This is a genomic window from Cellulomonas humilata, from assembly GCF_013359775.1.
Lineage (GTDB): Bacteria > Actinomycetota > Actinomycetes > Actinomycetales > Cellulomonadaceae > Cellulomonas > Cellulomonas humilata.
The window spans coordinates 126,482-141,545 of sequence record NZ_JABMCI010000063.1 but is presented as its reverse complement, the minus strand read 5'-3'; the positions used below and the strand labels follow the sequence as shown (position 1 = coordinate 141,545).

Annotated in this window: 17 protein-coding genes and 1 riboswitch; of the genes, 1 reads left to right on the top strand and 16 read right to left on the bottom strand. The window is 75.4% G+C overall.

Features of this window, described 5'->3' with window-relative positions:
* Positions 1-13 precede the first annotated feature (13 nt).
* The 4 genes from tatA to HP550_RS10600 form a co-directional block, all read right to left on the bottom strand.
* The gene (gene tatA, locus HP550_RS10615; protein ID WP_175347649.1) at positions 14-319 is read right to left on the bottom strand and encodes a Sec-independent protein translocase subunit TatA; all 306 of its coding nucleotides are present in this window, start codon (positions 317-319) and stop codon (positions 14-16) included.
* 72 nt (positions 320-391) lie between these two features.
* Positions 392-715: a hypothetical protein gene (locus HP550_RS10610; protein WP_175347648.1), complete on the bottom strand. Its 324-nt coding sequence runs from the start codon at positions 713-715 to the stop codon at positions 392-394.
* A 1-nt stretch (position 716) separates the two neighbouring features.
* Entirely contained in the window at positions 717-1,679 is a 963-nt protein-coding gene (locus HP550_RS10605) for a helix-turn-helix transcriptional regulator (protein WP_175347647.1), read from the bottom strand.
* Positions 1,672-2,685 carry a helix-turn-helix transcriptional regulator gene (locus HP550_RS10600; RefSeq protein ID WP_175347646.1) on the bottom strand — a complete coding sequence of 338 codons (1,014 nt, stop codon included), beginning with the start codon at positions 2,683-2,685 and terminating at the stop codon, positions 1,672-1,674. Before HP550_RS10600 ends, HP550_RS10605 begins: the two co-directional genes overlap by 8 nt.
* Positions 2,686-2,719: 34 nt before the next feature.
* Between HP550_RS10600 and HP550_RS10595 the strand changes: the two genes are divergently transcribed.
* A complete protein-coding gene (locus tag HP550_RS10595; protein WP_175347645.1) occupies positions 2,720-3,826 on the top strand; it encodes a DUF3866 family protein in 1,107 nt (368 codons plus the stop codon).
* 9 nt (positions 3,827-3,835) lie between these two features.
* Here HP550_RS10595 and HP550_RS10590 read toward each other — a convergent pair whose 3' ends face one another.
* The 12 genes from HP550_RS10590 to HP550_RS10535 all read right to left on the bottom strand — a co-directional run bounded on the left by HP550_RS10590 (position 3,836) and on the right by HP550_RS10535 (position 14,994).
* Positions 3,836-4,270: a PH domain-containing protein gene (locus HP550_RS10590; protein WP_343048108.1), complete on the bottom strand. Its 435-nt coding sequence runs from the start codon at positions 4,268-4,270 to the stop codon at positions 3,836-3,838.
* Positions 4,271-4,281: 11 nt separating this feature from the next.
* Complete coding sequence (hisG, locus tag HP550_RS10585; RefSeq protein WP_175347644.1) at positions 4,282-5,130, bottom strand: ATP phosphoribosyltransferase; 849 nt, start codon at positions 5,128-5,130, stop codon at positions 4,282-4,284.
* Positions 5,131-5,141: 11 nt separating this feature from the next.
* Positions 5,142-5,405 carry a phosphoribosyl-ATP diphosphatase gene (locus HP550_RS10580; protein ID WP_056094875.1) on the bottom strand — a complete coding sequence of 88 codons (264 nt, stop codon included), beginning with the start codon at positions 5,403-5,405 and terminating at the stop codon, positions 5,142-5,144.
* The gene (gene ribH / locus HP550_RS10575) at positions 5,402-5,896 is read right to left on the bottom strand and encodes a 6,7-dimethyl-8-ribityllumazine synthase (RefSeq protein ID WP_175347643.1); all 495 of its coding nucleotides are present in this window, start codon (positions 5,894-5,896) and stop codon (positions 5,402-5,404) included. Before ribH ends, HP550_RS10580 begins: the two co-directional genes overlap by 4 nt.
* Positions 5,893-7,257, bottom strand: a complete 1,365-nt coding sequence (gene ribB / locus HP550_RS10570; RefSeq protein WP_175347642.1) for a 3,4-dihydroxy-2-butanone-4-phosphate synthase — start codon at positions 7,255-7,257, stop codon at positions 5,893-5,895. Before ribB ends, ribH begins: the two co-directional genes overlap by 4 nt.
* Positions 7,257-7,868 (bottom strand): riboflavin synthase, encoded by a 612-nt coding sequence (locus tag HP550_RS10565; protein WP_056094884.1) that lies wholly within the window; start codon positions 7,866-7,868, stop codon positions 7,257-7,259. Before HP550_RS10565 ends, ribB begins: the two co-directional genes overlap by 1 nt.
* A complete protein-coding gene (gene ribD / locus HP550_RS10560; RefSeq protein WP_175347641.1) occupies positions 7,868-8,932 on the bottom strand; it encodes a bifunctional diaminohydroxyphosphoribosylaminopyrimidine deaminase/5-amino-6-(5-phosphoribosylamino)uracil reductase RibD in 1,065 nt (354 codons plus the stop codon). The genes HP550_RS10565 and ribD overlap by 1 nt, the downstream gene beginning before the upstream one ends.
* A gap of 76 nt (positions 8,933-9,008) precedes the next feature.
* Positions 9,009-9,141: riboswitch (FMN riboswitch) on the bottom strand.
* 51 nt (positions 9,142-9,192) lie between these two features.
* A complete protein-coding gene (gene rpe, locus HP550_RS10555) occupies positions 9,193-9,852 on the bottom strand; it encodes a ribulose-phosphate 3-epimerase (RefSeq protein ID WP_175347640.1) in 660 nt (219 codons plus the stop codon).
* Positions 9,853-9,874: 22 nt separating this feature from the next.
* Positions 9,875-11,389, bottom strand: a complete 1,515-nt coding sequence (locus HP550_RS10550; RefSeq protein ID WP_175347639.1) for a transcription antitermination factor NusB — start codon at positions 11,387-11,389, stop codon at positions 9,875-9,877.
* On the bottom strand, positions 11,386-12,324 hold the full coding sequence (gene fmt, locus HP550_RS10545) for a methionyl-tRNA formyltransferase (RefSeq protein WP_175347638.1): 939 nt from the start codon (positions 12,322-12,324) through the stop codon (positions 11,386-11,388). The genes HP550_RS10550 and fmt overlap by 4 nt, the downstream gene beginning before the upstream one ends.
* 10 nt (positions 12,325-12,334) lie before the next feature.
* Entirely contained in the window at positions 12,335-12,946 is a 612-nt protein-coding gene (locus tag HP550_RS10540) for an HAD-IA family hydrolase (RefSeq protein ID WP_175347637.1), read from the bottom strand.
* Complete coding sequence (locus HP550_RS10535) at positions 12,943-14,994, bottom strand: primosomal protein N' (protein ID WP_175347746.1); 2,052 nt, start codon at positions 14,992-14,994, stop codon at positions 12,943-12,945. The genes HP550_RS10540 and HP550_RS10535 overlap by 4 nt, the downstream gene beginning before the upstream one ends.
* Positions 14,995-15,064: the final 70 nt, after the last annotated feature.

Here is a 15,064-nt window from a genome sequence, read left to right as displayed (position 1 = left end):
GTTCACGTGCGGTTCAGGCCTTCGGCGGCGCGTGACCCTCGGACGGCTCCTCGACGGGCCGGACCGGGGTGACGTACTGGGACTCGACGACCGGGGGCACCACGGGGGGCGCCCCGACCGGCGTCACGCCGGCGGGCGGCACGGGCGCGGTGGTCGTGGCCGGCGTCTCGTCGTCGCGCAGGTCCTTGACCTCGTTCTTGAAGATCTTCATCGACTGGCCCACGCTCTTGGCCAGGTCGGGCAGCCGCTTCGCGCCGAACAGCAAGACGACCACGAGCAGCACGATGATCACGTGCCAGGCGCTGATGTTTCGGAACACGTCGAGTCCTCCGTCGGATGTCGATGACCGGGTGATCCTACCCGTGTCACCTGGGGATCGGGCGCAGACCGCTCACGTCCAGTACGCGCGCCACCGCAGCCGCGTCGCCGCGCGGCGCTCCTCGCGCTCCACCTTCCGGCCCGCTGCGCCGGCGCGCACCTCGGCGAGCCGGGCGCGCAGGAGGTCCCGGTCGGCGAACAGCGTCGGACCGGTCTCCCGCGTCCCCGCAGCGGCCTGCAGCTCGTCGACGCGGTCGGCGAGCTGGGCAGCGACGTCGGCCGCGCGGGACAGCTCGCGTCCGAGCGCGAGCGCCGACCGCCACAGCCGGCGGCCGAGCAGGAACGTGCCGCCGAGCGTCGCCAGGACCAGCACCGTCCAGACCGTGAACCAGAGCACGTCAGCCCACCTCCCCGTACGCGCGCAGGGCGGCCCGCGCGGACGCGGCGACCTCCTGCGCGATGCGCGCGGGGCGCACCTCGAGCACGTCGTCGGCCACCTGGAGCACCAGGTGGCGCAGCCAGGCGTGCTGGACCACGCGCAGGTCCACCTCGAACGACCCGTCGTCGAGGTTGCGGACGGCGTCGACCGGTGTCGACTCCACCACCCACCTCGCCCGGCTGCCCAGGTGCAGGGTCACCAGCTCGCCCTCGGCTCCCGGGGAGAAGACCTCGGCGCCCGGGCGCACCAGGTGGTCCTCGGCCGCCGCGTCCAGCACCTCGGCGGCCAGCACGCGGTCCACCCGGAACAGCCGCTCGCCGTCGACCAGCCGGCACCAGGCCAGCAGGTAGGAGCGCTCGTCGTCGGTGACCAGGCGGATCGGGTCGACGTCGCGCTCGGTGCTCACGTCGGACGCGTTCACGTACCGCAGGTGCAGCCGACGGCCGTGGCGCAGCGCGGTCGCGACCGCGGCGGCGACGTCCGGGGCCGCATCGACCGACAGCTGGACGTCGACCGCGGCGGCGGCGTCGCCCGTGGCCGCGGTGAGCTTGGCCAGCGCCGAGCGCAGCACCGCCGCCTGCTCCGGCTCGAGCGCGGAGCCCAGCGCGGCGTCGAGCGCACGCAGGGCGGCGACGAGGGCGACCGCCTCTCGGGCGCCCAGCCGCAGCGGGCGGGTCATCCCCCGTGACTCGGTGAGCCGCACGACGCCCTGCTCGTACGACGCGGCGTCGAAGTCGATGAGGTCGTGCGGGTAGTAGCCGGGCGTCCCGGTGACCCACAGGGTGTCGATGTCGTCCATCACCTGCCGGGCGCTCACGCCGAACTGCTCGGCGATCGCGTCGACCGGGACACCCTCGTGGCGGTCCAGGTACGTGATCATCCCGAGCATCCGCAGGAGCCGGTCGCTGGCGCGCTCAGCCATCCGAGGCCACCCCCTGGTCGAGCGTGGCCGCGGTGCGCAGCAGGTGCAGGACGGAGCTGCGCAGACCGGTCGGTGCCAGCACGACGACGGCGTCGCCGTACCCGACGAGCTCCTCGGCCAGCTCCCACTCCGCACGGAACGGGACGTGCACGAGGTCGCGGTGCACCAGCGCCGGGTCCGCCGACCAGTCGGGACCGTCCGCCGGCGCGGGGACGGACCTGGCTCGCGGGGCGCTCGCGCGCTCGGGGAGGATCGCCAGGGTCGCGATCCGCTCGGGACCGCTCCCCCACGTCTCGAGGGCGTGCGCGAGCTCGTCGGCGCTCGGCGGTTCGAACGAACCGGGCTCGCCGACGGTGCGGACCGTGCCCTCGATCCGGCTCAGCCGGAACGAGCGGCTGGCGCCGCGGTCCCGGTCCCGGCCGACGAGCACCCAGCCGCCGCGACGGGCCAGCAGCTTCCACGGTTCGACCGCGCGCTCGAGAACCTCGCCGGTGGTCGCGGCCCGGTAGGTGAACCGGACGGCCTGGCGCGCCTGCACGGCGTCGACCAGGGGGCCGAACGCGCCGCCGCCCGCCCGCACGCGCGGCGCGAGCCCGACGACGAGGTCGGTGGACTCCGGCGCCTCCCCGACCGCACGCAGCTTGGTCAGCGCGCGGGTGGTGTCCGCGCGTACCGCCTGGTCCTGCCACACCTGGGCCGCCATGGCGAGCACGCCCAGCTCCGCCGCCGTGAGGTCCAGCGGCGGCAGCGCGTACGCGTCGAGGTCCACGCGGTAGCCGATGTCGTCGCCGTGGCCGGCGTCCGTCACCGTGAGGATCGGGATGCCGAGGTCGCGCAGGGTGTCCTTGTCCCGCTCGAACATCCGCTCGAAGGCGTCGTCGGAGGGGGCCTCCTGGTATCCGGCGACGCTGGTGCGCACCTGCTCCTTCGTCATCCGGCCCGCGGTGTTGACCAGGGCGATGACGAGGTTGAGCAGGCGCTCCGCGGGGGCGATCTGAGCAGCCATCGGGCACCACCGTAGTGGCCGGTAGCGTGGGCGCGTGATCACGTGGCGTGCTGGTGTCGTGGTGTCGCTGGGGGCCACGTGGCCCGGCGCCGCCGAGGTGACGGTCGAGCTGGAGGCCCCCGTCGGCACCGCGACCGCCGGCGACACGGTCCGAGCGCTGGCCTTCACCGCGCTCGTCGGCAGCCCGGAGATCGGTGACCGGGTCCTGCTGAACGTCTCGGCGCTGGCCCGCGGGCTGGGTACCGGCGGCTACGCGCTGATCATCGCGCTGCCCGACCGGACGCCGTCCGACCCGCCTGAAGGGCCGGGACACCTGGTCAAGGCCCGGTACACGCCGCTCCAGGCGATGGTGCTCGGGGTCGACGACCAGGAGTCCCCGCACCACGGGCTCCTGCGCGACGCCGACGACCTGGGAGGGCTGCCGGTGGTCGTCGCGGACCTGCACTCCGCGCTCCCCGCGATCGTGGCGGGCGCCCGCCACGCGGCGCGCGGGGCCGGTCGACCCGTCCCGCGGGTGGCGTACGTCATGACCGACGGCGGCGCGCTCCCGGCCTGGTTCTCCCGCACGGTGGCCGGGCTGCGGTCCGCCGGCTGGATCGACGCGTGCGTGACCACCGGGCAGTCGTTCGGGGGTGACCTCGAGGCGGTCACCGTGCACACCGGGCTGCTCGCGGCGCGGCACGTCGTCGGTGCCGACCTCGTGGTGGTCGCGCAGGGTCCCGGGAACCTCGGCACCGGGACGCGGTGGGGGTTCTCCGGGGTGGCGGCGGGCGAGGCGGTCAACGCGGCGGCCACCCTCGGCGGGCGACCGGTCGCGTCGCTGCGCGTGTCGGGTGCCGACGAGCGCGAGCGGCACCTCGGCGTGTCGCACCACTCCCTGACCGCCTACGGACGGGTGGCGCTCGCGCCGGCGGACGTCGTCGTGCCGCTGCTCGAGGGTGACCTCGGAGCCCGGGTCAGGGAGCAGGCGGCTCCGCTGGCGCAGCGCCACCGCCTGGTCGAGGTGCCGACCGACGCGGACCTGCTCGCGGCGCTCGCGGCCACCCCGGTCCGGCTCTCGACGATGGGACGCTCGCTCGACCAGGACCCCGCGGCGTTCCTCGCCGCCGCCGTCGCGGGTGTCTACGCCGCCGGCCTCTGACCGGCCCGTTCAGTCGTCCCGTGCGGTGGCGGTGTGCCTCGCCACGAGGGTGGCCAGCCGACGGGCCTCCGCGTCGGCGAACGCACCGTCCGCGCGCTGGATCCCCATGACCGCGAGCGTGTCGCCGTCGGACAGGTCCAGCTGCACCCACGGCCGGCCCGACCCGAAGCGCACCGACACGATCTCCGCCCACTCGAGCCGCCGCGTGAACACCAGGTTCCGCACGGTCAGCCCCTCGTCGGACACCCGCGCGACCACCGACGCCTGCCGCCAGAGGAACCACACGATCAGCCCGCCCACCAGGGCGAACCCGATGCGGTCCCCGGCGGACAGCACGGACATGGCCAGCATGATCGCGACGGTCAGCGCGACGACCAGGACCGCCAGCGCGAGCGTGACCACCCGCGCCAGCCGCGGCCGGAACGGTGCGGTCAGCTCGTCCACGGGGGGTCTGCTCAGAGCCGGCACGCGTGGATCGACGTCACGAGGATCGCGCGCGCGCCGATGTCGTACAGGGAGTCCATGACCCGGTTGGTCTGGTCGCGGCGCACCATCGCCCGCACGGCCGCCCAGTCGCGGTTGTGCAGCGGTGACACGGTCGGCGACTCGAGCCCGGGGGTGATGGCCACGGCCTGGTCGACCAGCGCGAGCGGCACGTCGTAGTCCATGAGCACGTACTCGCGGGCGGTCAGCACGCCCTGGATCCGCCGGGTCAGCACGTCGAGGCCGGCGGGCTCGTCCACGCCCGTGCGGCGGACCAGCACGGCCTCCGAGCGCAGGATCGGGTCGGCGAAGATCTCCAGCCCGGCGGCGCGCAGCGTCGTGCCCGTCTCGACGACGTCGGCGATCACGTCGGCGACCCCCAGCTTGATCGCGGACTCCACGGCACCATCGAGTCGGACCACGCCGGAGGGCTCGATGCCCAGCGACCGCAGGTACGAGCGCACCAGGACCGGGTAGGACGTCGCGACCCGCCGGCCGCCGACCTGCGCGACGTCGGTCCACTCCCCCGCCGTCCCGGCGAACCGGAACGTCGACCGGGCGAACCCGAGCGGCAGGTGCTCGACCGCCTCGGACTCGGAGTCGAGCATGAGGTCCCGGCCGGTGATGCCGACGTCGACCGTGCCCGCGCCGACGTACACGGCGATGTCCCGCGGGCGCAGGAAGAAGAACTCGACGTCGTTGTCCGGGTCGGGCAGCACCAGCTCGCGGGAGTCGCGACGCTGCCGGTACCCGGCCTCCTTGAGCATCTCGACGGCGGGCTCCGACAGGGAGCCCTTGTTCGGGACGGCGATCCTCAGCACGGTCGTTCTCCTCAGAGGTGGGTGTAGACGTCGGCGAGCGTGAGCCCGCGCGCGATCATCAACACCTGCAGGTGGTAGAGGAGCTGCGAGATCTCCTCGGCCGTCCGCTCGTCCGACTCGTGCTCCGCGGCCATCCAGACCTCGGCGGCCTCCTCGACGACCTTCTTGCCGATGCCGTGCACGCCGGTGTCCAGCTCCGCGACCGTGCCGGACCCCGCGGGGCGGGTGGCGGCCTTCTCCGAGAGCTCGGCGAACAGGGTGTCGAAGGTCTTCACGCGGGCACTCTAGACGTCGTGCCCCGCAGGGCGCGCAGGGCGACCACGGTGGCGACGGCGGCCTCCGCGGCCTCGGCGCCCTTGTCCTCGTGCGACCCCTCGAGGCCGGCGCGGTCGAGCGCCTGCTCCTCGTTGTCGCAGGTGAGCACGCCGAACCCGACGGGCACGCCGGTCCGGATGCCGACGTCCGTGAGCCCGAGGGTGGCTCCCTGGCACACGTACTCGAAGTGCGGGGTGCCGCCGCGGATCACGACGCCGAGCGCGACGACCGCGTCGGCGCCCCCGGCAGCGGCCACCTGCGCGGCGACCGGCAGCTCGAACGTGCCGGGCACGCGCACGATCGTCACGTCGTCGACGTGCGCCGCGGCCAGGGCGCGCTGGGCGCCTGCGAGCAGGCCGTCCATGACGACGGTGTGCCAGCTCGCGGCGATGACGACGACCTTCAGGCCGGTCCCGTCGACGGTCAGGGTGGGTGCTCCAGCACCGCTCATGCCAGGTCCTCCAGGCTCTCGAACGCGTGGTCGTCGTGGTCGGCGCCGGGGGTGGCCGGCGTGGCGTGCACAGGTGGGACCGCGATGGGCTCCCGCTCCGTGCCGGGCGGCAGGTGGAGCAGGTGCCCCATCGACGTCGCCTTGGTGCGCAGGTACGCCTCGTTCTGCGGCGTGCGCCCCACCTCGAGGCTGCGGATCTCCGCGACGTCGATCCCGTGCGCGCGCAGCCCCGCCACCTTCGCGGGGTTGTTGGTGAGCAGGCTGACCCGTTGCACCCCGAGGTCGGTGAGGATCGCTGCTGCTGCGCCGTACTCGCGCCGGTCGGCGGGCCAGCCGAGGTCGAGGTTCGCCTCGACCGTGTCGCGGCCCTGGTCCTGGAGCGCGTACGCGGCGACCTTGGCCAGCAGGCCGATGCCGCGGCCCTCGTGGCCACGCAGGTAGATCACCGCGCCCCCCTGGGCCGCGGCGAGCTCGAGGGCCGCGTCGAGCTGCGGGCCGCAGTCGCACCGGGCCGAGCCGAACGCGTCTCCCGTGAGGCACTCGGAGTGCACGCGCACCACCGGCGCCTCGGCCAGGCCGGCGGTCGGCACGAGCGCGACGTGCTCGGCGCCCGTGCGCAGGTCCCGGTAGCCGTGGATGCGGAAGTCGCCGTGCTTGGTGGGCAGGTAGGCGGTGTGCGTCGCGTGCACCCGCTCCTTCGGCGGCGCAGCGACGGCCACCTCGGCGGTCACGTCGTCGCCGTGCCGCGTGCGCCACGCGACGATGTCCTCGATGGTCAGCAGCACGAGCCCCTCGGCCTCCGCCAGCGCCGACGCCACCGGCAGCCGCGTCATCGACCCGTCGTCGTTGACCAGCTCCGCGATCGCGCCGACCGGCTCCAGGCCGGCGAGCCGGCACAGGTCGACGGCGGCCTCGGTGTGCCCGGCACGGTGCAGCACGCCCCCGGGCACCGCGCGCAGCGGAAGAACGTGGCCCGGCCGGATGAGGTCCTCACGGCCCGACGCCGGGTCGGCCAGCACCCGCAAGGTGCGCGCGCGGTCGGAGGCGGAGATCCCCGTGGTCACGCCCGTCGCGGCGTCGACCGTGACCGTGTACGCGGTGCGTCGGGGGTCCTGGCTGTGCGGCACCATCAGCGGCAGGTCGAGGGCGTCCGCGCGTGACGCGGGCATGGGCGCGCAGAGGTAGCCGGACGAGTGGCGGATGGTCCAGGCGATCCACTCGGGCGTCGCGGACTGCGCGGCCAGGATGACGTCGGCCTCGTTCTCCCGGTCGGGTGAGTCGGCGACGAGCACCGGGCGGCCCGCCCGCAGCGCCTCCAGGGCCTCCTCGACAGTGCCGAGGCGCACACCGGTGGGGGCCATCATCGCAGGATCCCCGCCGTCGAGAGCAGCCGTTCGGTGTACTTGGCCAGCACGTCGACCTCCAGGTTGACCCGCGCGCCGGGCGCCAGGGTGCCGAGGGTCGTCGCCTCGAGCGTGGTGGGGATGAGCGAGACGCCGAACGACTCGTCGGTCACGTGCGTCACGGTGAGCGAGATGCCGGAGACGGCGATGGAGCCCTTCTCGGCGACGTACCGCGCGAGCTCGGGCGCGAGGCCGATCTCGACGTCGTCCCAGCGAGGACCGGGCGACCGGGACAGGATCGTCCCGACGCCGTCGACGTGCCCCTGCACGACGTGCCCGCCGTACCGGCCGCCGACGGGCAGCGCGCGCTCCAGGTTCACCGGGCTGGACACCCCCACGTCCTCCAGCGCGCTGCGCCGCAGCGTCTCCGGCATCACGTCGGCGAAGAACGTGCCGTCGCCGGGCAGCTCGGTGACCGTCAGGCAGACCCCCGAGACGCTGATCGAGTCGCCCAGGTGGGCGTCGGAGACCACCAGCGGGCCCCGCACGCGCAGGCGGGCGTCGGACCCGTCTGGTCCGTGCTCGATCGCTTCGACGGTGCCGATCTCCTCGACGATTCCGGTGAACATCAGTGCTCCTCCGTGGGGCTGTGCGGGTCGACGGTCGCGACGACGAAGACGTCGGGGCCGAGCGGAAGGACGGATCGGGTGGTGAGGCGGACGGCGCCGCCGATGGTGGCGACGCCCAGGTCGCCCATGGCGGACGGCCCGGACCCGAGCAGGACGGGGGCGACGTAGGCGTGCACCTCGTCGACGAGCCCGGCGCGCAGGAACGCCGCGGCGAGCGTGGGCCCGCCCTCGACGAGGACGTGGCGGACCTCGCGCTCGGCGAGCAGGGCCAGCACCTCGGCGGGATCGTGCGTCCGCGCCTGGACCAGCTCACCGCCGGGTCCGCGCAGTCGCGCGCCGTCCGGGACGTCGCGGTGCCCGACCACGACGCGCAGCGGCTGGTGCCCGTGCAGCTCACCGGCGGCGTTGCGTGCGGTCAGCGACGGGTCGTCCACCAGCGCGGTCCCGGTGCCGACCACGATCGCGTCGACCTCGGACCGCAGGTCGTGGGCGTGGCGCCGGGAGACGTCGGACGTGATCCAGCGGCTGGAGCCGTCAGCGGCGGCGATCCGCCCGTCGAGGGAGGTCGCGAGCTTGAGGGTCACGAAGGGGCGGCCCCGCTCGACCGAGGGCAGCCACGCCCCCAGGAGTGCACGGCCCTCGTCGGCGAGCAGACCGGTCTCGACGTCGACGCCCGCCGCGCGCAGGCGCTCGGCGCCCCCGGCCGCGACCGGGTTCGGGTCGGGCACGGACACGACCACACGGCCGACGCCGGCGGCGATGAGTGCCTCCGAGCACGGACCCGTGCGGCCGGTGTGGTTGCAGGGCTCGAGCGTGACGACGGCGGTCGCGCCCCGGACGTCGGCACCGCGCTCGGCGGCGTCCGTCAGAGCGGCCACCTCGGCGTGCGCCGTCCCGGCTCCCCGGTGCCAGCCCTCGCCCAGGACGTCCCCGGACGGGTCCAGCAGGACGGCGCCCACGCGAGGGTTCGGTCCGGTGGCCGGGCCGCGGCGACCGAGCTCGAGCGCGCGGCGCATCGCGTCCGCCTCGGAGGGTGCACGCACTCCGGTCTCGATGCTGGACATGCTCACCTCCGGACGCGCGGGGCTCCGGGGTGAGGGCGGCAGGAAGGGTCCCGCAGCCACGGCGCGAGGGCGCCGCCACGTGATCCTCCCATCCGGACTTTCACCGTCGGTCCTGGAGTTCCACCAGGTCAACCGCCCGATCCTTGCGGAACGTGCGGGTCGCGGACTGTCACCGCCGGCTCGGAATTACACCGACCCCGGAGCACGTGTATGTGTTCGTAGTGCGCCAACGATCATGCCACACCAGGCATTCCCGCTCGTCAGGCGTGCGCGTCGGCCAGGTCGCGCAGCGCGGCGATCTCGGCCGCGATGTCGCTCGCTCCGTACACCGCTGAGCCCGCGACGAACACGTTCGCGCCGGCGGCGGCGATCCGGCCGATCGTGTCGCGTGCGACCCCGCCGTCGACCTGGATCCACGTGTGGCCCCCGGACGCGTCCAGCGCGGCGCGGGCACGACGGATCTTCGGGAGCATCCCCTCGATGAACGACTGCCCACCGAACCCGGGCTCGACCGTCATCACCAGCAGCATGTCGAACTCGGGCAGGAGGTCGAGCAGCGGCTCGACGGGCGAGGCCGGGCGCAGCGCGATCCCGGCCCGGACGCCGCGGGAGCGCAGCTCGCGGGCCAGCCGCACGGGCGCCTGCGTCGCCTCGGCGTGGAAGGTCACCGACGCCGCGCCGGCCGCCGCGTACTCGGGGGCGCAGCGATCGGCGTCCTCGATCATCAGGTGCACGTCCAGCGGCAGCGGCGACACCTCGGCGATCCGCTGCACGACGGGGAGGCCCAGCGTCAGGTTGGGCACGAAGTGGTTGTCCATGACGTCCACGTGCACGTAGTCGGCCGCCGCGATCGCCTGGAGGTCACGCTCGAGGTTGGCGAAGTCGGCGGACAGGATGCTCGGGTTGATCAGCGCAGGCACCCGGCCAGCCTAGAGGCCGCCCTCAGGACGTGCGGCGCAGCAGGGTCAGGTGCATCGCGTCGGTGCCGTGCACGTGCGGCCACAGCTGCACGTCGGTCCGCGTGTCGTCGAGCTCGACGGAGCCGCCGGGTGCGATGCCGCGGACGACGGCGCGCGCGTCGATGCTCTCGGTCTCGATGCCGGCCCGGCTGACGCTACGCAGGGCGTCCTTGACGACCAGCTGGGTCTCGACGAGGTGCGGGGAGCAGGTCACGTACGCGACGACCCCGCCGGGGCGCACCGCGCGCAGCGCCGAGATTAGGAGGTCGCGCTGGAGGGAGCTCAGGCCCGCGAGGTCCGCGGGCGTGCGTCGCCACCGCGCCTCGGGCCGCCTGCGCAGCGCTCCCAGACCGGTGCAGGGAGCGTCGACCATCACCCGGTCGTACGCACCGGGCTCGTCCGTCCCGACCGTGCGCCCGTCGCCGGTCCGCACGTCCTCGACCGCGTCGGCCGGCACCGCGCGCAGGGCCTGCTCGACCAGTCGGGCACGGTGCGCCTGGAGCTCGTTGGCGACGATCCGCGCCCCGCGCTCCCCCGCGACCGCGGCGAGCAGGGCGGCCTTCCCGCCGGGACCGGCGCACAGGTCCAGCCAGCGCTCGTCGGGGCCGTCCAGCGGTGCCTCCGTCAGCGCGAGCGCGACGAGCTGGCTGCCCTCGTCCTGCACCCCGGCGCGGCCGTCCCGGACGCTCGGCAGCGCCGCAGGATCGCCGCCGGACAGGATCACCGCCGTCGGCGCGAGCGACCCGACCGTGCCGACGTGCTCGCCGGCGTCGCCGACGACCTCCGCCGGGTCGGCCAGGCCGGGACGCGCCACGATGGTCACCCGTGGGGCCGCGTTGTCCGCCGCCAGGAGCGCGCCGATCTCGGCGGCCGACCGTCCGTTGCCCACCAGCGCCTCACGCAGCGCGCGCACCACCCACAGCGGATGGCTCTGCGTGACGGACAACCGAGCCAGCTCGTCGTCGCCGGCGGCCTCCGCGATCCGCTGCTCCCACTCCTCCGGCGTCGAGCGCCCCACGGTGCGCAGCACGGCGTTGACGAACTGCGACGGACCCGTGCCCAGCTGCTCGCGGGCGAGCCCGACCGTCTCGGACACCGCGGCGTGGGCGGGGACCCGCATGCCGAGCAGCTGGTGCACGCCGAGGCGCAGGACGTCGAGCGCAGGCGCGTCGATCGTCGTGACCTCGCGCGCCGCTGCCAGGGCGATGATCGCGTCGTACCGCCCGCGCAACCGCAACGTGCCGTAGGCGAGCTCGGTGGCGAACGCCGCGTCCCGCCCGGCGAGGTGCCGCTCCCGCAGCAGCGGTGGCAGGACGAGGTTGGCGTAGGAGTCGGAGCCGTCGACCGCCCGCAGCACGTCGTACGCGGCGGTCCGGGCCGGGTCGCTCCCCCTCCGGCGCTGCGACGGAGCGGAGGCGGAGCGCTGCGTCCGGCCCTGAGCGCGCGCGGCACCGCGCTGGCGACCGCTCGGGTCGCGCCGGTCGTCCGCGGGGCTCACGCCGCACCCCCGAGCACGGTGTCTGCGGCCAGCCGCGCGCCGCGCGCCCAGTCGGCCGCCGCCATCGTCCGCTTGCCCTGCGGGGTCACCTCGGAGAGTCGCACCGCGCTCCCGGCCGTCCCGACGAGCACGTCCTTCTTGCCGACGAGCAGCTGCCCGGGGGCCAGGTCGGTGACGTCCGGGACGGGCACCACGGGGGCGATCCCCAGCCGGGAACCGTCCGGCAGCGTGGTCCACGCGCCCGGCTCGGGGGTGCACCCGCGGATCCGGCGGTCCACGGCGTGCGCGGGGTGCGACCAGCGCACGCGCGCGTCCTCGACCTCGAGCTTCGGAGCCTGGCTCACCCCGTCGGTCGCCTGGACGACAGGGCTGAGGATCCCGTCCTCGAGCGCGTCCAGCGTCTGCACGAGGAGGCCCGCACCCGCCACGGCGAGGCGTCCCAGCAGGTCGCCCGACGTGTCGCGCGGTCGGATCGTCTCGGTGAGGAACCCGAACACCGGTCCCGTGTCCAGGCCGGCCTCGAGCCGGAAGGTCGTGGCACCGGTGACCTCGTCGCCGGCGATGATCGCGTGCTGCACCGGCGCAGCACCGCGCCAGGCGGGCAGGACCGAGAAGTGCAGGTTGACCCAGCCGTGGGCGGGGACGTCCAGGAGCGCCGGCGGGATCAAGGCGCCGTAGGCGACGACGGGCGCGGCGTCGACGTCGAGCTCCGCCAGCCGCGCCTGGAACTCCTCGTCGCGCGGACGCTGCGGCGTGAGCACCTCGAGACCGGCCTCCAGGGCCCTCGCCTTGACCTCGCTCTGCGTCGAGGACCGCCCGCGGCCGGACCGGGCGTCGGGACGCGTGAGCACCGCGACGACCTCGTGGCGGGACGCGAGGAGCGCCTCGAGCGACGGCACCGCGGCCGCGGGGGTTCCGGCGAAGAGCAGTCGCATGGCGTCGATCCTAGGTGCGCGGCAGGGCGACCCCGCGCGCCACCAGGTCGGCGCGGAGGGCGTCCGCCGTGGTGAAGAGCACGGCGTCGTACCCGGCGGCAGCGCCTGCGGCCACGTTCGCGGCGGAGTCGTCGGCGAACACCGTGCGCTCGGGGCGCAGTCCGTACCGCTGGGTGAGCAGGGCGAAGATCCGCGGGTCCGGCTTGGCCACCCCGACCTCGCCCGAGACCAGCACGTCCTCCAGCAGCCCGATCACGGGTGCCGCGTGCTCGGCCAGGTGGAACGTCTCGGCCGACCAGTTGGTGAGGCCGAGCAGCCTGATCCCCGCGTCGTGGAGCTCGCCCACCAGCTGCTCCGAGCCGGGGACCGGCCCCGCGATCGCGTCGGTGAAGTGCTCGAGGTACAGGTCCAGCGCGGGCAGGTGCTCGGGCGCGCTCGCGGCGAGGTCGGCCCGCGCGTCCGCCCAGGAACGACCCGCGTCCTGCTGGTGGTTGAACGCCATGAAGTCGAAGTCCACGAGGAACGCCTCGGTGTCACCCGCGGGCAGCCGCCCGGCCAGCGCCAGGTACGGGTCCCAGCGCACCAGCACGTTGCCGAGGTCGAGCACGACCGCGTCGATCATCCGAGGTCCGCCGGGTCGAGCTGGACGCGCACGGTGCCGCCCTCACGCCGGGCGCTGCGCACCGCGAGCGAGGCGGCCAGCGAGCGGGCGAGCGGGGCGCCGCTGGACCGTGGCACCCGCACGAGGGCTCGGACGTCCGGCTCCAGGGCGCCCTCCTCCGCCGCGCCGACCGGGACCGGCCCGAGGATCTCGGCGTCGGGGACGTCGAGCCGCGCGAGCAGGGTGTCGACCGCGTCGCGCGGCCCGGTGACCGCGGCGATCCGCACGGCGGGTGGCAACGCGAGCTCCGCACGCTCGGCCAGCTCGCGCGAGGCGTACCCCGCGGGATCCCAGCGCACCAGGGCCTGCGTGACCCGTTCCTCGGCATCGCCGACGAGGACCACGGTGCCGCCCTCGGCCGCCGGACGGACCAGCGCAGCCGCCGTCAACCACCGGCGCAGCGCGTCCTCGCCGGTGCGCAGCGACGCCCCGGCGGTGCTCACGGCCGCGTCGAGCAGGAGCGCAGCCGCGTAGCCGCCCGGAGCCACCGGCTCCGCGCCGGGCGTCGCGACCACCACCGCCGGGACGTCCGTCACCACAGCCAGCACACCGCCGGCCGCGCGGGCACCCGAGACGCGGATCGGCACCCCGGGGAACGCGCGCCCCAGCTCCTCGGCCGTGCGCTCCGACCCGACCCGGACCGACCGCAGCGCGCCCGCACCGCACTCGGTGCAGCGCCAGTCCGTGGCCAGCCGCCCGCACCACCCGCAGGTGGGGACCCCGTCGGCGGTGGTCAGCCCCAGCGGGCCGTGGCAGACGCCGCAGCGCGCCGCAGCGCGGCAGCGGCCGCACGCGACCGCGGGCACGTACCCGGCACGCGGCACCTGCACGAGCACCGGGCCGTGGGCGAGTCTGTCGCGCAGCGTGCGCCACGCCGGGGCCGGGAGCCTCGCCGCGGCCGCCGGTCCCTCCCGCGCCAGCTCGACCGACGTGAGCGCCAGCACCCGCGCGGCGCGGGCGCGGGTCGTCGCACGGTCGGCGGCCACCTCGTGCGCCCACCCCGACTCGACCAGCGCCTGCGCCTCGACGGAGCGAGCGTGCGCGGCCACCAGCAGCGCGCAGCGCTCGAGCTCGGAGCGCAGGGCCAGCACCTCGCGGACGTGCGGGTACGGCGCTCGGGGCTCCGCATGCAGCGGGTCGCCGTCGTCCCAGACCACAGCGAGCCCGAGGTCGGCCACGGGGGCGAACGCCGACGCCCGGGTGCCGACGACCACCGAGGCCCGACCGCGCAGGGCCGCGAGGAACGACCGGTACCGCACGGCCGGACCGTCGTCGGCGGCGAGCCGGACCGCACCGCCCGTGGAGCCCGGCGCCCAGCGCGGGATGCCGGCGTGGTCGAGGGCGGCGAGCACGCGGTCGATGTCCCGGGCGTCCGGCACCACCACCAGCGCGCCGCGACCGCCCAGCACGCAGGCGGCCACCGCCTGCGCGATCGCGTCCGGCCAGCGCTCCCCCGCAGCCCCCGGCAGCGCGGACCACACCGCGCGCGGCGCACCGCCGGCGGTGACGTGCTGGAGGAACGCCGCGCCGCCGCGGTAGGGCGCCCAGGCGGTGGCAGACGGGGACGGGGTGATCGGCTCGTCCGAGGCAGCGGGGACCTCCGCCTCCACCCGGGCGTGCCGTGCCGGTATAGCGAGCCGCAGGACGTCGTTCAGGGTCCCGGCCCACCGGTCCGCGACCGCCCGCGCCAGGCGTGCGACCTCCGGCGTGAGGACGGGCTCGGCGGAGACGACCTTGCGCACGGGCTGGAGGACGCCGTCGTGCTCCGCCTCGTCGACGCGCTCCAGCACGTAGCCGTTGACGTCCTGGCCCCCGAACCGCACCTTCACCCGCGTGCCGGGGACGGCGGAGTCGCTCAGGGACGCGGGCACGGCGTACTCGAAGACGCGATCGAGATGGTGCGGCACCAGGTCCACGCACACGCGGGCGATCGGCAGGTGCTCGGCGAGCGGCACACCGCCGACGGGGGGCCGCGCCCGCCGCTTCGGCTGCGGCAGACCGTCGAGCATCAGCTGCTCACCGCCGCCTGCGCTCACGCCCACGCGTCCATCAGACCATCCGCTGCCCACGCAGGACCGG

Bases quoted from the DNA above. Each gene is read 5' to 3' on its own strand.
- HP550_RS10605 (WP_175347647.1), bottom strand. From the start codon at position 1,679: ATGGCTGAGCGCGCCAGCGACCGGCTCCTGCGGATGCTCGGGATGATC.
- HP550_RS10600 (WP_175347646.1), bottom strand. From the start codon at position 2,685: ATGGCTGCTCAGATCGCCCCCGCGGAGCGCCTGCTCAACCTCGTCATC.
- ribH (WP_175347643.1), bottom strand. From the start codon at position 5,896: ATGAGCGGTGCTGGAGCACCCACCCTGACCGTCGACGGGACCGGCCTG.
- ribB (WP_175347642.1), bottom strand. From the start codon at position 7,257: ATGGCCCCCACCGGTGTGCGCCTCGGCACTGTCGAGGAGGCCCTGGAG.
- HP550_RS10565 (WP_056094884.1), bottom strand. From the start codon at position 7,868: ATGTTCACCGGAATCGTCGAGGAGATCGGCACCGTCGAAGCGATCGAG.
- ribD (WP_175347641.1), bottom strand. From the start codon at position 8,932: ATGTCCAGCATCGAGACCGGAGTGCGTGCACCCTCCGAGGCGGACGCG.
- fmt (WP_175347638.1), bottom strand. From the start codon at position 12,324: ATGCGACTGCTCTTCGCCGGAACCCCCGCGGCCGCGGTGCCGTCGCTC.
- HP550_RS10540 (WP_175347637.1), bottom strand. From the start codon at position 12,946: ATGATCGACGCGGTCGTGCTCGACCTCGGCAACGTGCTGGTGCGCTGG.
- HP550_RS10535 (WP_175347746.1), bottom strand. From the start codon at position 14,994: ATGCTCGACGGTCTGCCGCAGCCGAAGCGGCGGGCGCGGCCCCCCGTC.